Origin of the sequence: Microbacterium sp. ZW CA_36 (genome assembly GCF_044987475.1) — a bacterium.
Lineage (GTDB): Bacteria > Actinomycetota > Actinomycetes > Actinomycetales > Microbacteriaceae > Microbacterium.
In genome coordinates, this window is sequence record NZ_JBJDRL010000041.1 from 22,314 (window position 1) to 35,268 (window position 12,955).

The window sequence follows — 12,955 nt, forward strand, 5'->3', positions numbered from 1 at the left end:
GCCTCCTTCACTGCTCGATACGGGCACTGCTCGATACGGGGCTCAGGGCGCGGATTCGGCGGCGAGACGCTCCGATGCGGTCGCCATGTGCGTCGCCATGGCCGAGGCGGCGGCATCCTCGTCCCCCGCCTCGATCGCCCGGAAGACGGCGCCGTGCTCGTCGACCGCGATCCGCGCCTCGGCGTCGTCGTGCACCGCGCGATCGGCGTACACCTGCAGGAGCGACCGCACGACGTGAAGCAGGTCGATGAGCGTGTCGTTGCCGGCGGCGGCGGCCAGCGCGTTGTGGAAGTCGAGGTCGGCGCGCGCGAAGGACTTGAGGTCGCTGACGCCGCTCTGCATGCGGGCGAGCGAGCCCGACAGCGAGGACAGATCGGATGCCGTCGCACGCCCGGCAGCGAGCCGGGCGACGTAGATCTCGAGCCCCGAGCGCAGCTCGAGCAGTTCGGCGGTGTTCTTGCTGCCGATGAGCAGACCCCACCGCAGCGTCTGCGGCAGCAGCTCGCTGGCGGTGCCGCGCAGGTACGTCCCCGAGCCGGGGCGGACGTCCACGATGCCGAGGATCTCCAGCGCTGCGAGAGCCTCGCGCACCGCGGATCTGCCGACGCCCAGCGTGGACGCGAGCTGGCGTTCGGGCGGCAGCCGCGTTCCGGCCTCGAGATCCCCGCTCGTGAACAGGTCCATGAGCCGCCGCGCGACCTCCGACACCGGCGTGCCACTGGGCAGCGCGCCGAGCGCGGCGGTGATCTCGGCCGAGCGGTCGTCGGGATAGGCGGGCATGCGAACAACCTACGGCAGTCGCGGCATCCGCGGGATTGCTTTCGGTCAACCGGTTTGTCAGACTGTCGGCAGGCGACGCTGGTCGCCTTTCTCACGGGCATGTGAGAAAACGTTTCCTGAGGCTCGATGACGAGAGGCGATCACAATGAAGTTCCGGAGCAGGAAGCTCATGGCGGGCACGGCTGGGGTGGCACTGGCGGCCCTCGTCGGATTGACGGGATGCGCCTCGGGCGCCCCGACCAGCACGCAGCCGACCCTCGACCCCGACGAGGAGGTCTCGATCACCTTCACGTTCTGGGGCAATGACGTGCGCGCCGAGCTGTACAACGAGGCCATTGCGGTCTTCGAGGAGCAGCACCCCAACATCGACGTCGACATCATCTTCCTCGCGCCGACGGACTACTGGGAGAAGCGGCAGATCGAGGCGGCCGGGTCGGGGCTGCCCGATGTCGTGACCATGGACCTCGCGTACCTGCGGCAGTACTCGCAGAGCGGGTCGCTGCTCGACCTCGAGCCCTACCTCGGCACCATCATCCAGACCGACCCGATCGATCCGCAGGTGCTGTCGGCGGGGGTCGTCGACGACGTCACCACCGCCGTGCCCCTGTCGACGAACTCGTGGGGCATGTTCCTCAACACGACGCTGCTCGACGAGCTCGGCGTCGAGCCCTTCACCGACGGCACGTGGGACGACTACTACGAGTGGATCGCCGAGGTCAGCGACGCCGGGAAGGCCGCGGGCGTCGACGTCTGGGGCGGCGTGGACCCGACCGGCCGCATCGAGAACTTCGAGCTGCAGCTGCGCGCCGAGGGCGCCGACCTGTTCGACGAGGACGGCACGCCCGGCTTCGACGAGGAGCGGCTCGCGGAGTTCTGGGAGTCCGTCTCCGCGCAGCGCGACGCCGGCCAGCTGGTCCCGCAGCAGCGCATCGCCGAGGTGCAGCCGCTGACGGCGTTCGACAGCGCGCTGAGCGCGAGCGACGCGACGTGGGACAACACCGGCGCCGGCTTCCTCGCGAATCTGGGCGAGGGATACGACATCCAGCTGATCGCTCCCCCGCTCTCTGTGGAGGACGGCAAGGATCTGTACCTCAAGGCGTCGCAGATGTACTCGATCGCGTCGAACTCGGAGCACCCCGCGGCGGCGGCGACGCTGATCGACTTCCTCATCAACTCGCCCGAGTCGGGCGAGATCTTCGGCACCAACCGAGGGCTCCCCGCGTCGGAGACGGCGCGCGAGTCCGCGAACCTCGACGAGCTCAGCCAGACCATCGCGGACTACGAGGCGTCGATCGCCGATCGTCTCGGCGCGGCACCGCCGGTGCCGATCGTCGGCTACGGCTCGCTGCACGAGAAGTTCCGCGAACTCGGAGAGGAGCTGAACTTCGGGACGATGACGGTCGATGACGCCGTGGCGCAGTTCTTCGCCGAGATGGACGTCGTCGTCAGCAGCCAGTAGCCCGGCGTGCGGGGCGGGACGTTGAGCCCGCCCCGCACCTGCCCTCGACCACAGAGGAGTCCCGTGTCCGGTTCCGATCCGCTTCCCGCCCCTCTTCCCGCTCCGCCCGCTTCCCGGCCGTCTCTCGGCATCCAGGGACCGGTCGTCGGCTTCCAGGACCCCTGGGCCGGCGACGCCTCGGACGCGATCATGCGCACGGGTACAGGCATCCCCATCCCGTCCCAGGATCCGGCGCCGAGTCCCCGGGAGTTCGTCGCGGCGCTGCAGGACCTGGGCGCCGACTTCTACGTGCACCACGTGATCCCGACCGTGCACGACCACGCCGCGCTGCTGCGCGACCTCGACGCCGCCGGGATCGACGTCGTGCTGGGCAACGAGTACGGCAACATCAACGGCCCCTACGTCGAGGGCACGAACCGCTACGACCCGCCGGCAGACCTGGTGAGGGATGCCGCCGCCTCTGGCCGCCTGGCCGGCGTGCTGTACGACGAGCCCGAGCACCTGCAGATCCACGCCGACCAGTACCGCAGGGACGCGCACCTGCCGCACTTCGGGCAGACCGACGGTCTCGGCGCCGAGGACGCGATCGCCGTGATCGACACCACGGTCCGCGACATCGTGCGGGATGTCGACGCCGCGGTCGCCGACGCCGGGGGCGCCGCCGTCCCGGTACTCGCCGAGCAGGTGTTCCCGGTGATGTTCCACACCCTCGCGCGGGCCGGGATGACGCCGGCACCCAAGGTCATGAAGGAGTCCTTCCAGCCGCTGCAGCTCGGGACCGCACTCGGTGCGGCGCGGCAGTACGAGCGCGAGCTCTGGATCTGCGCCGATCTGTGGGGCCCCGACGTGGGGCCGTGGCTCACGCGCGCGCCGGGCTTTCCCGGCCACTCCCCCGCCGAGTTCGCCTCGGCCCTGCGGCTCGCCTACCTGTTCGCGCCCACCCGGCTGTTCGTCGAGAACATCGACGTGCTCGTCCGCCATCGCGGCGCGGGGGCGTTCGAGCGCACCGCCCACGGCGAGGTGTGGCGGGAGTTCGTGCGCGACTTCGTGCCGCGGCATCCGCTCCGCTGGAGCCACCGCGATGCGCGCGCCGATATCGCGCTCGTGCACGCGGACGACAGCGACTTCGGACGCGGCGAGCGCCCCTTCGGCAACCGCGACGCGACGGCGCCCGCCGCAGCGCGGAGCGTCTTCGCGGCGTGGCACGCGCTCAGCCACGGGCAGCTCCCCGACCACGGCAGCTGCCTGCACATCCCGGGGTACGACTTCCCGCGTCATCAGCTCAACGGGATCGAACGATCGCGCTTCCCGCTCGACGTGGGCGCGACCGCGCAGACCCGGCTGCACGGCCTCTTCCAGGCCACGCGGAGCGTGCTCGTCTTCGACGAGCAGGTGCGCGCCGACCAGCTCGCGGATGCCGGCCTGATCGTCGTCGCCGGCAGCCGCCTTCCCGGCACGACGCTGGACGCGCTGCGCGTGCGCGCCGAGGCGGGCGCGACGGTGCTCGTCGCCGCGTGGCTGTGCGACGGCGAGCGCAGGCGGACGGAGCGCGTCGGTCGCGGAAGGTGGACCGTGTACGAGAGCTTCGACGATCCCGACGCGCAGGAGGCGATCGCCGCTCACGCCGGTCCGGCCGACGTGTGGACCCAGCGCTTCGCCGATGTCGAGCTGCGGATCCGTGCCGCGAGCCCCGGCGGCGAGACGCTCGATATCGAGATCGCGGACGCCGCGCGCGCTCGGAACGGCTGAGGCGCGGCATCCGACATCGGCTTGCAATTGGTCAACCGGTTTGTCACAATGGTGCGGGAAATCACCTCGATCACCGTCGATGAGCAGGAGTCACCGTGGACCAGAACCAGACCGTCGCCGACGCGCCGCCCGTCGCGCGCTCCGCGATCCGAAAGGTGTCGACGCGCCTCGTGCCGTTCGTGGCGCTGATGTTCTTCATCAACTACCTCGACCGCACCGCGATCGGCTTCGCAGCCCCCAACGGCATGAACGAGGACCTCGCCCTCAGCGCCGCTCAATTCGGGTTCGCGTCCGGCGTCTTCTTCATCGGCTACATCCTGCTCGAGGTGCCCTCCAACCTGGCACTGCACAAGTTCGGCGCACGGCGCTGGCTCTCGCGCATCATGGTCAGCTGGGGCATCGTCGCGTTGCTGTTCACCTGGGTGCAGAACTTCGAGCAGCTCGTCGTGCTGCGCTTCCTGCTCGGTGTCGCCGAGGCCGGGTTCTTCCCCGGGGCGATCCTCTTCCTCAGCCTCTGGGTGCCCGCGCAGTACCGCGGCCGCATCCTCATGCTCTTCTACCTGGCGCAGCCCCTCACCACCGTGATCGGCGCCCCGCTCGCCGGCTGGCTCATCCAGCAGCACGAGGTGTTCTTCGGCCTCGAGGGCTGGCGGTTCATGTTCTTCGGCGTCGCGATCCCCGCGATCATCGTCGGCATCGTCGCGTGGTTCTACCTCAAGGACAAGCCGGCCGACGCGAAGTGGCTCACCCGCGACGAGCAGGTGTGGCTCACCGACGCGCTCGACCGCGAGAAGGCGGCCACCCAGAAGAAGGAGCACGGCCACGTCTCGGCGCGCTTCGCGTTCAAGAGCGGCCGCGTGTGGGTGCTCTCGTTCATCTACTTCGGCTTCATCTACGGCCTCTACGCACTCGCCTTCTTCCTCCCGACGATCATCGAGGGGTTCCAGGCGCAGACCGGGCAGACGTACGACGTGTTCCAGAAGGGCCTCATCACCGCGATCCCGTACCTGCCGGCCGCGATCGTCATGTACTTCTGGTCGCGCGACGCGTCCAAGCGGGGCCTGAAGACCTGGCACATCGCGGGTCCGGCGATCGCCGGCGCCATCAGCATCCCCCTCGCCCTGTTCGCCGGCTCGCCCGCCGCGACCATCGCGGTCATCACCGTCACGGCGTGCGCGATCTTCGCCGCCCTCCCGAACTTCTGGACGCTGCCCACCCGCTTCCTCACCGGAGCGGCGGCCGCCGCGGGCGTTGCGCTGATCAACACGATCGGCAACCTGGCCGGGTTCTCCGCGCCGTTCGTCACCGGCGCCGTGCACGACTGGACCGGCGGATACGAGGTGCCGATGTTCATCGTCGGCTTCGTCATGCTGGTGTCGGCCGTGCTCATGGTGCTGCTCGCCCGCAGCAACCGCATCAGCCCGGTCACGGTCGACGAGTCGGATGCCGACGCGCCCACCGTCGACGCGGACGCCCTGCGGGCCGCGGCCGACCCGAAGGGCGACGCCCGATGACGCGCCTGTGGAACGAGCCCGCCGACTTCGCCGACGAGATGATCGACGGCTTCGTCGCGGCCAACGCGCGATACGTCCGGCGCGTCCCGGGCGGCGTGGTGCGCAGCACGACGTCGCCGGCCGGGCAGGTCGCCGTCGTGATCGGTGGGGGCTCGGGCCACTACCCCGCGTTCGGCGGGCTCGTCGGCCCGGGACTCGCGCACGGTGCCGCGATGGGCAATCTCTTCGCATCGCCGTCGACGCAGCAGGTGCACACGGTGGCGAAGGCCGCCGACAACGGCGGCGGCGTGTTCTTCACCTACGGCAACTACGCCGGAGACGTGCTCAACTTCGACGCGGCCCAGGAGCGCCTGCGCGCCGAGGGCATCGCGTGCGAGACCGTCACGGTGACCGACGACATCTTCAGCGCCACGCCCGACGAGAAGCACAAGCGCCGCGGGATCGCCGGCGACCTCACCGTGTTCCGCATCGCGGGGGCGGCCGCGGCCGCCGGCGCCGACCTCGCCGAGGTCACGCGGCTCGCGCAGCACGCGAACGAGCGCACGCGGTCGTTCGGCGTCGCGTTCACCGGCTGCACGCTGCCCGGCGCCGACGACCCCCTGTTCAGCGTTCCCGAGGGCCGGATGGCGATCGGGCTCGGCATCCACGGCGAGCCGGGCATCGACGAGACAGGCATCCCCACGGCCGACGGCCTGGCGGAACTGCTCGTCGAGAAGCTCCTCACCGAGGTGCCGGATGGGGTCGACGCGGTCCGGGGGGCCCGCGTCGTCCCCATCCTGAACGGCCTGGGCTCGCTGAAGTACGAGGAGATGTTCGTCGTCTACCGGCGCATCGCCCAGCTGCTGACGGATGCCGGCATCGACGTCGTCGACCCTCACGTGGGCGAGTACTGCACGAGCTTCGACATGGCCGGCACGTCGCTGACGCTGTTCTGGCTCGACGACGCGCTGGAATCGCTGTGGGAGACCGCGGTCGACACCCCGGCCTACCGGCGCGGCTCGGTCGCTCCGCAGGAGCGGTCCGACGCGACGGCCGCGGCCGACGTCGCCGATGTCATCGAACCCGGCGACGAGGCATCCCGTGCCGCCGCCGGAACGGTGCTCGCCGCCGTGCGCGCGATCGCAGAGACCGTCGACGCCCACGTCGATGAGCTCGGCCGGCTCGATGCGATCGCCGGCGACGGCGACCACGGCATCGGCATGCAGCGCGGTTCGCACGCCGCGCTCGCCGCTGCGGAGACCGCAGTGGATGCCGGAGCCGGCGCCCGCACCACGCTCGCGCGGGCCGCCGACGCGTGGGCCGACAAGGCCGGCGGTACGTCCGGCGCGCTGTGGGGCGTCATCCTGAACGCGATCGCCGCGAAGCTGGGCGACGAAGGCCGCCCCGACGCGGCAGCCGTGGCTGCGGGCGTCGCCGCCGGATCACGAGGCGTCACCGACTACGGCAAGGCCGAGGTCGGCGACAAGACGCTCGTCGACGCGCTCGTGCCCTTCACCTCGACACTGACCCAGGCCGTCGACGCGGGCGCGCAGCTGACCGACGCGTGGCGGACGGCAGCGGATGCCGCCACGCGGGCCGCCGGCGCGACCGCCGACCTGCTCCCCCGCATGGGTCGCGCCCGCACGCACGGTCAGAACAGCGTGGGCACGCCCGATCCCGGCGCGATCTCGCTCGCGCTCATCGTGACGGCCATCGGAGAAACACTCGCCGCCGACACCGTCGCGACCGAGACCTCAATGAAGGAGAACGCTCATGGCACAGCCTGAGACCGCCCAGCCCCTGCGCATCGTGATCGGCGCCGACGATGCCGGCTTCGACTACAAGGAGATCCTCAAGAGGGATCTCGAGCAGAACCCCGGGGTCGCCTCCGTCATCGACGTCGGCGTGGACGCGGACGGCCACACCCCGTACCCCAAGGTCGCGATCGAGGCGGCCCAGCAGGTCGCCGCCGGCACCGCGGACCGCGCTCTGCTCATCTGCGGCACGGGCCTCGGCGTCGCGATCGCGGCGAACAAGGTGCCCGGCATCCGCGCCGTCACCGCGCACGACTCGTACTCGGTCGAGCGCGGCGTGCTCTCCAACAACGCCCAGGTGCTCACCATGGGCCAGCGCGTGGTGGGCGTCGAGCTCGCCCGGCGCCTCGTGCGCGAATGGCTGACCTACCGCTTCGACACCACGTCGGCCTCGGCCGACAAGGTCGCCGTCATCGACGAGTTCGAGAACACGGGCTCCTGCTGATGCCTGCGCAGGTCACGGTCGGGGTGAGCCTGAAGACGTACTTCGGGCATGAGCGGGCGCGCGCCTGGTTCGCCGACGTGGCGCGCCGCGCGGCCGCGCACCCCGCCGTGGCCGGCGGCGACGTGCGGTTCTTCGTCATCCCGACGTACCTGCAGATCCCCGCGGCGCTCGAGGCGTTCGCCGGCACCCCGGTGCTGATCGGCGCGCAGGACGTCTCGGAGTTCCCGCCGGGCGCCTACACCGGCGAGGTCACCGCCGCCGAACTCGCCGAGGTCGGTGTCGCGGTCGCCGAGATCGGGCACGCCGAGCGCCGCCGCCTCTTCGACGAGACCGACACCGTGACCGCCGCCAAAGCCGCCGCCGCGCTCACGCACGGCATCACCCCGGTGCTCTGCATCGGTGAGGCCGAGCATCTCGGCGGCCCCGCCGCCGCGCTGGCGAACGTCGAGCAGCTCGCCGCCGACCTCGAAGGGGTGCCGGCCGGGCCCGTCATCGTCGCCTACGAGCCGGTGTGGGCCATCGGCGCGGCCGAGCCCGCTCCCGACGAGCACATCGCCACCGTGACCCGTGCCCTCCGCGGCGCGCTCGACGCCGATCCGGCGCGCGCCGGCAGCGTCGTCATCTACGGCGGATCGGCGGGCCCGGGCCTGCTCACCCGTCTGGGCGAGAGCGTCGACGGCCTGTTCCTCGGCCGCTTCGCCCACGACCCCGACGCCCTGTTCGCGGTGCTCGACGAGGCCGGCGTCCTGGCTGCCCGTCGCACCGGCGTCGCACCGTCCGATTCGGCGAGACCCCAGCGGGTGGACGAGACCGTGGGAGAACCCCACGGTCTCGTCCCCCCGCTGGGGTCTCGCGGAGATTCGCCGGGGGCGAGCGCATGATCGGCCTCGGCACGTACGCCTTCTTCTGGCAGCACTCCGACCAGGTGCCCGAGCCGCTCTCGCTCGTCGGCGCGTTCGAGGCGACCAAGAAACTCGGCGTCGCGCTGTTCCAGATCTGCGACTACGCGCCGCTCGAGTCGATGAGCGACGTGGAGCTGACGGATGCCGCAGCCGCCGCCCGCGACCTGGGCATCGTGATCGAACTCGGCACGAAGGGCATCGAGCCCGACCGGCTGGCGCGCTTCCTCGACCTGGCCGGAGTCTTCGATGCCCGGCTCGTCCGCAGCATGCTGTACTCGCCCGACACCCGGCCCACGCTCGCGCAGGCCGAGGAATGGCTGCGCGCCGCGCTGCTGGCGTACGAGGGGGCCGGGGTCGACCTCGCCCTCGAGACGTACGAGCAGCTCGCGACCGCCGACCTGGTCGGCCTGGTGGCGCGCATCGGCAGCCCGCGCCTCGGCATCTGCCTCGACCCGGCGAACGTCGTCGCCCGGCTCGAGCTGCCGCGCGACTGCGTCGGGGCCACCGCGCCCCACGTGAAGAACGTGCATGTCAAGGACTTCGCCTTCGCCCGCCAGCCCGGCTGGGTCGGCTTCACCTACGGCGGGGCGCCGATGGGCGAAGGGCTGCACGACTACCCGCACCTGCTCGAGACCGTCCGTCCCCGCGAACGCGGGGTCAACGAGATCGTCGAGCACTGGCTCTCCTGGCAGGGAGACGCCGAGACGACCATCCGCACCGAGCGGGAATGGACCCGCCGAACCATCGAATATCTGAGGAGCACGACATGAGCACCACCTCGACCGAGACGTACAAGATCGCCGTCGTCGGCGCCGGCGGGAAGATGGGCATGCGCGTGTCCGACAATCTCGTCAGGACCTCCCACCAGGTCGCGTACGTCGAGAACTCGCCCGCCGGCCGGCAGCGCACCATCGATGCGGGCCGCGAGCTGACGGATGCCGCCACCGCCGTCGCCGACGCCGACATCGTCGTGCTGGCGGTGCCCGACCTCGCGCTCGGACCCGTCACCGCCGACCTCGTGCCGCAGCTGAGGGCCGGCGCGATCGTGCTGACCCTCGACCCCGCAGCGGCGTATGCCGGGCTGCTGACCACCCGCGAGGACGTCATCCAGGCCGTGGCGCACCCCTGCCACCCGTCGATCTTCCTGCAGCGCCAGACGCCGGAGGAGTGGGCCGACACCTTCGGCGGCATCGCCGCCCCGCAGGACGCGATCGCCGCGATCGAGTCCGACGACCCCGAGAAGCAGGCGATCGTCGAGGCGACCGTCCGCGCCATCTACGCGCCCGTGATCGACGTGCACTGGGTCACCATCAAGCAGCTCGCGCAACTCGAGCCGACCCTCGTCGAGACCGTCGCGTGCATGATCGGCGCACTCCTCAACGAGGCGCTGCAGGAGGCCGTGAACACGATGGGCGTTCCCGAGGCGGCGGCGCGCAGCATCCTGTACGGCCACACCCAGGTCGCCCTCGCCAACGGGCTGCGCGGCGACAACCCGTTCTCGGACGCGTGCCTCATCGCGATGGACTACGGCCGCGAGAGCATCATCAAGGAGGATTGGAAGAAGATCTTCCGCGACGACGAGCTCGACAAGAACCTCGCGCGGATGCTGCACCTCGACCACATCGAGCACTGAGGACGACGATGACCAGACTCGAACGCAAGACCGCGCTCGTCACCGGTTCGGGCACCGGCATCGGCCGTGCCGTCGCGGAGCGGTTCGCCCGCGAGGGTGCGCGCGTCATCATCGCCGACCGGGATGCCGCGGCCGCGAGCGCGACGGCGGATGCGATCGGGCCCGCCGCCCGCGCCGCTGTCATGGACATCTCCGACGAAGCGTCGGTCGAAGCCGCCTTCGGGCTGCTCGGCGCCGAGGGCTGGGCGCCCGACGTCGTCGTCGCCAACGCCGGCGTGCAGCTGTTCGGGCAGGACGCGGCGGCGGCCGACCTCGATCTCGACGTGTGGAAGCGCACGATCGACATCAACCTGACCGGCACCTTCCTCACCGTCAAGCACGCCGTCCGCTCGATGCTGGAGACCGGAGGAGGTTCGATCATCCTCACCGGAAGCCCGACCGGGATCAACGGCGAGGGTCGGGACTTCACGGCGTACAGCGCATCGAAGGCAGGCATCCACGGCCTCGGACGGACGGTCGCAGCGGCCTACGCCGATCGCGGCATCCGGGTCAACACCGTCGTCCCGGCCTATACCGAGACCTCGCTCGTCACCACCATCACGAGCGACCCGGAGGCACGGTCGGCGATCATCGGCCGCATCCCGATGGGCCGTGCCGGAGCGCCGGCCGATGTCGAGGGGATCATGGTGTTCCTCGCGTCGGACGACGCCGCGTTCGCCACGGGCGCGCTGTTCGCCGTCGACGGCGGCATGACGATCTGAGGCCACGCGCGACCGGCGCGGAGCACTGCACGCGCGAGTCAGGCGCCCGCAGGCCGCTTCGAGCCCGGCGCGTGCGGGCCGCTCCGCTGTCACAAAACGGTGGCCGCGGCGCACCAATTGCGACAGCGGAGCAGCGGCAGACCGCAGCGAAGACGAGGATGGAGCGCATGGGCGACGAGTGGGACGGAAAGCCGGCGACCGCGTGGCGGAGCGGACCGTGGTCGCTCGAGCTGCGCGACGACGAGTTCGCCGACATCGCGTACGACGGGCACGTCGTGCTGCGGTCGGTGCGCGCCGTGGTGCGCGACCGCAACTGGGACACGGCGGGGCTGATCGTCGACCGCGTCGCCGCATCCGGCCTCGCGCTGACGCTGCACGTGCACTCGACAGACCTCGACGCGGACCTGAGCGGGATCGTCCGGGCCGAGGTGCGGGGGCCCGGGCGCCTGCGGGTGCTCACCGACCTTGAGTCGCAGACCGAGTTCGCGACCAATCGCACCGGCCTCGTCGTGCTGCACCTGCCCGCACTGGCGGGCGCGGCACTGCACGTCCGGCACTCCGACGGCGCGGTCGCGCACTCGCGGTTCCCCGAGCGCATCAGCCCGCACCAGCCGGCTCTCGACATCGCGGGCCTGTCGTGGTCGCACCAGGGGCTCGAGGTCGACGTGCGCTTCACCGGCGACGTCTTCGAGATGGAGGACCAGCGCAACTGGACGGATGCCTCGTACAAGACGTACAGCCGCCCGCTCGCGCTCCCCTTCCCCTACACGCTCGCCGCCGGCGAGAGGGTCGTGCAGTCGATCGACATCGCGGTGTCGGGCATCTCCGCGGCCGCCGAGCCGGATCCCGTGGCGCGCATCCGGCTCGAGGAGGGGCCTCCGCTCCCGGCGATCGGCGTCTCGGCCTCGACGGCACCCGACCCGGCCCCGGCGGACCGGTGGCCGGCGGACGGCGGCGCCTGGCCGGCGACCGTGCTCGTCGAGCTCGACCTCGCGACCCGCAACTGGCGCGCGGCCCTGGACCGCGCGGCAGGCCGGCATCCCGAGTCAGGCAGCGAGCGCCAGCAGGACGAAGCACCCGCCAACACCCCCAATCTCCGGCCACTGAGCGAGCGCCAGCGAGACGAAGCGCGCCCTCCTGCGCTCGACGTGCGATTCGTGCTCGACGACGCCGGTCCCGCGAGCATCGACGAGGCCGTGGACGCGCTCCGCGGCCTCTCGATCGCGCGTGTCACCGCGTTCCCGCCTACTGGACCGGCGCGCCATGTCTCCGACCTCGACGCGATCGCCCGGCTGCGTCACGCGCTGACCGAGGCGGGTCTCGACGTCGCCGTCGTGGGCGGAGTGCGCTCGCACTTCACGGAGCTCAACCGCGAGCACCATCGCCTGCCGCGGGGGCTCGCCGGCATCGTGTTCAGCAGCACGCCTCTGTTCCACAGCCTCAGCACCGAGCAGCTGGTCGAGGCACTGCCGATGCAGCGGATCGTCGCCACGCAGGGTGTGAGCATCGCCGCAGGACTCCCGGTGCACATCGGCCCGATCTCGCTGCGTCCGCACTTCAACGATGTGGCGACGACTCCCCCGCCGATGCCCGCGCACGACGACCTGCGCGACGGCTACGGCTCCGCATTGATCGACGCGGTCGATCCGCGACAGTCGGCACCGCAGCTCGCTGCCTGGACCGTCGCCAGCGCCGCCGCCCTCGCCGTGCCCGGTGTCGCCACGCTCGCCTACTTCGAGGAGTGGGGGCCGCGCGGCGTCCGCATGTCCGACGGAACCACACTTCCCGTGTTCGACGCGGTCTCGGCACTGGCCGCGCTGGCTGGTGCGACGGGCCTCCGCGGCGACTCCCCCGATGGTCTCGTCTGGGCCATCGGCGCCCGCACCGCCGGCGACAGCGGCGGCGGTGCGGGCGCCGAT

Annotated in this window: 11 protein-coding genes; 10 read left to right on the plus strand and 1 reads right to left on the minus strand. The window is 71.4% G+C overall.

Features of this window, described 5'->3' with window-relative positions; translation table 11 throughout:
• Nucleotides 1-42 precede the first annotated feature (42 nt).
• On the minus strand, nt 43-780 hold the full coding sequence (locus tag ACI3KX_RS15625; protein WP_363354943.1) for a FadR/GntR family transcriptional regulator: 738 nt from the start codon (nt 778-780) through the stop codon (nt 43-45).
• Between the two features lie 145 nt (nt 781-925).
• Between ACI3KX_RS15625 and ACI3KX_RS15630 the strand changes: the two genes are divergently transcribed.
• From ACI3KX_RS15630 to ACI3KX_RS15675, 10 genes are all read left to right on the plus strand, one after another.
• Nucleotides 926-2,239 (plus strand): extracellular solute-binding protein, encoded by a 1,314-nt coding sequence (locus ACI3KX_RS15630; RefSeq protein WP_363354945.1) that lies wholly within the window; start codon nt 926-928, stop codon nt 2,237-2,239.
• A 63-nt stretch (nt 2,240-2,302) separates the two neighbouring features.
• The gene (locus ACI3KX_RS15635) at nt 2,303-3,988 is read left to right on the plus strand and encodes a hypothetical protein (protein ID WP_363354947.1); all 1,686 of its coding nucleotides are present in this window, start codon (nt 2,303-2,305) and stop codon (nt 3,986-3,988) included.
• 95 nt (nt 3,989-4,083) lie between these two features.
• Nucleotides 4,084-5,502: an MFS transporter gene (locus ACI3KX_RS15640; RefSeq protein ID WP_404910303.1), complete on the plus strand. Its 1,419-nt coding sequence runs from the start codon at nt 4,084-4,086 to the stop codon at nt 5,500-5,502.
• Nucleotides 5,499-7,268 (plus strand): dihydroxyacetone kinase family protein, encoded by a 1,770-nt coding sequence (locus tag ACI3KX_RS15645; RefSeq protein ID WP_363354949.1) that lies wholly within the window; start codon nt 5,499-5,501, stop codon nt 7,266-7,268. The genes ACI3KX_RS15640 and ACI3KX_RS15645 overlap by 4 nt, the downstream gene beginning before the upstream one ends.
• Nucleotides 7,255-7,740, plus strand: a complete 486-nt coding sequence (locus ACI3KX_RS15650; protein ID WP_363354951.1) for a ribose-5-phosphate isomerase — start codon at nt 7,255-7,257, stop codon at nt 7,738-7,740. Before ACI3KX_RS15645 ends, ACI3KX_RS15650 begins: the two co-directional genes overlap by 14 nt.
• Nucleotides 7,740-8,621, plus strand: coding sequence for a triose-phosphate isomerase family protein (locus ACI3KX_RS15655; protein WP_363354953.1), 882 nt, complete (start codon nt 7,740-7,742; stop codon nt 8,619-8,621). Before ACI3KX_RS15650 ends, ACI3KX_RS15655 begins: the two co-directional genes overlap by 1 nt.
• Nucleotides 8,618-9,412, plus strand: coding sequence for a sugar phosphate isomerase/epimerase family protein (locus tag ACI3KX_RS15660; protein WP_404910304.1), 795 nt, complete (start codon nt 8,618-8,620; stop codon nt 9,410-9,412). Before ACI3KX_RS15655 ends, ACI3KX_RS15660 begins: the two co-directional genes overlap by 4 nt.
• The gene (locus tag ACI3KX_RS15665) at nt 9,409-10,275 is read left to right on the plus strand and encodes a phosphogluconate dehydrogenase C-terminal domain-containing protein (protein WP_404910305.1); all 867 of its coding nucleotides are present in this window, start codon (nt 9,409-9,411) and stop codon (nt 10,273-10,275) included. The genes ACI3KX_RS15660 and ACI3KX_RS15665 overlap by 4 nt, the downstream gene beginning before the upstream one ends.
• 8 nt (nt 10,276-10,283) lie before the next feature.
• The gene (locus ACI3KX_RS15670; RefSeq protein WP_363354958.1) at nt 10,284-11,036 is read left to right on the plus strand and encodes an SDR family NAD(P)-dependent oxidoreductase; all 753 of its coding nucleotides are present in this window, start codon (nt 10,284-10,286) and stop codon (nt 11,034-11,036) included.
• A gap of 167 nt (nt 11,037-11,203) precedes the next feature.
• A partial coding sequence (locus ACI3KX_RS15675; RefSeq protein WP_404910306.1) for a hypothetical protein occupies nt 11,204-12,955 on the plus strand: 1,752 nt, incomplete at its 3' end.

Excerpts from the sequence above, each read along its gene's own strand:
- ACI3KX_RS15645 (WP_363354949.1), top strand. The coding sequence starts at position 5,499 with ATGACGCGCCTGTGGAACGAGCCCGCCGACTTCGCCGACGAGATGATC.
- ACI3KX_RS15660 (WP_404910304.1), top strand. The coding sequence starts at position 8,618 with ATGATCGGCCTCGGCACGTACGCCTTCTTCTGGCAGCACTCCGACCAG.
- ACI3KX_RS15670 (WP_363354958.1), top strand. The coding sequence starts at position 10,284 with ATGACCAGACTCGAACGCAAGACCGCGCTCGTCACCGGTTCGGGCACC.
- ACI3KX_RS15665 (WP_404910305.1), top strand. The coding sequence starts at position 9,409 with ATGAGCACCACCTCGACCGAGACGTACAAGATCGCCGTCGTCGGCGCC.
- ACI3KX_RS15655 (WP_363354953.1), top strand. The coding sequence starts at position 7,740 with ATGCCTGCGCAGGTCACGGTCGGGGTGAGCCTGAAGACGTACTTCGGG.
- ACI3KX_RS15625 (WP_363354943.1), bottom strand. The coding sequence starts at position 780 with ATGCCCGCCTATCCCGACGACCGCTCGGCCGAGATCACCGCCGCGCTC.
- ACI3KX_RS15630 (WP_363354945.1), top strand. The coding sequence starts at position 926 with ATGAAGTTCCGGAGCAGGAAGCTCATGGCGGGCACGGCTGGGGTGGCA.
- ACI3KX_RS15650 (WP_363354951.1), top strand. The coding sequence starts at position 7,255 with ATGGCACAGCCTGAGACCGCCCAGCCCCTGCGCATCGTGATCGGCGCC.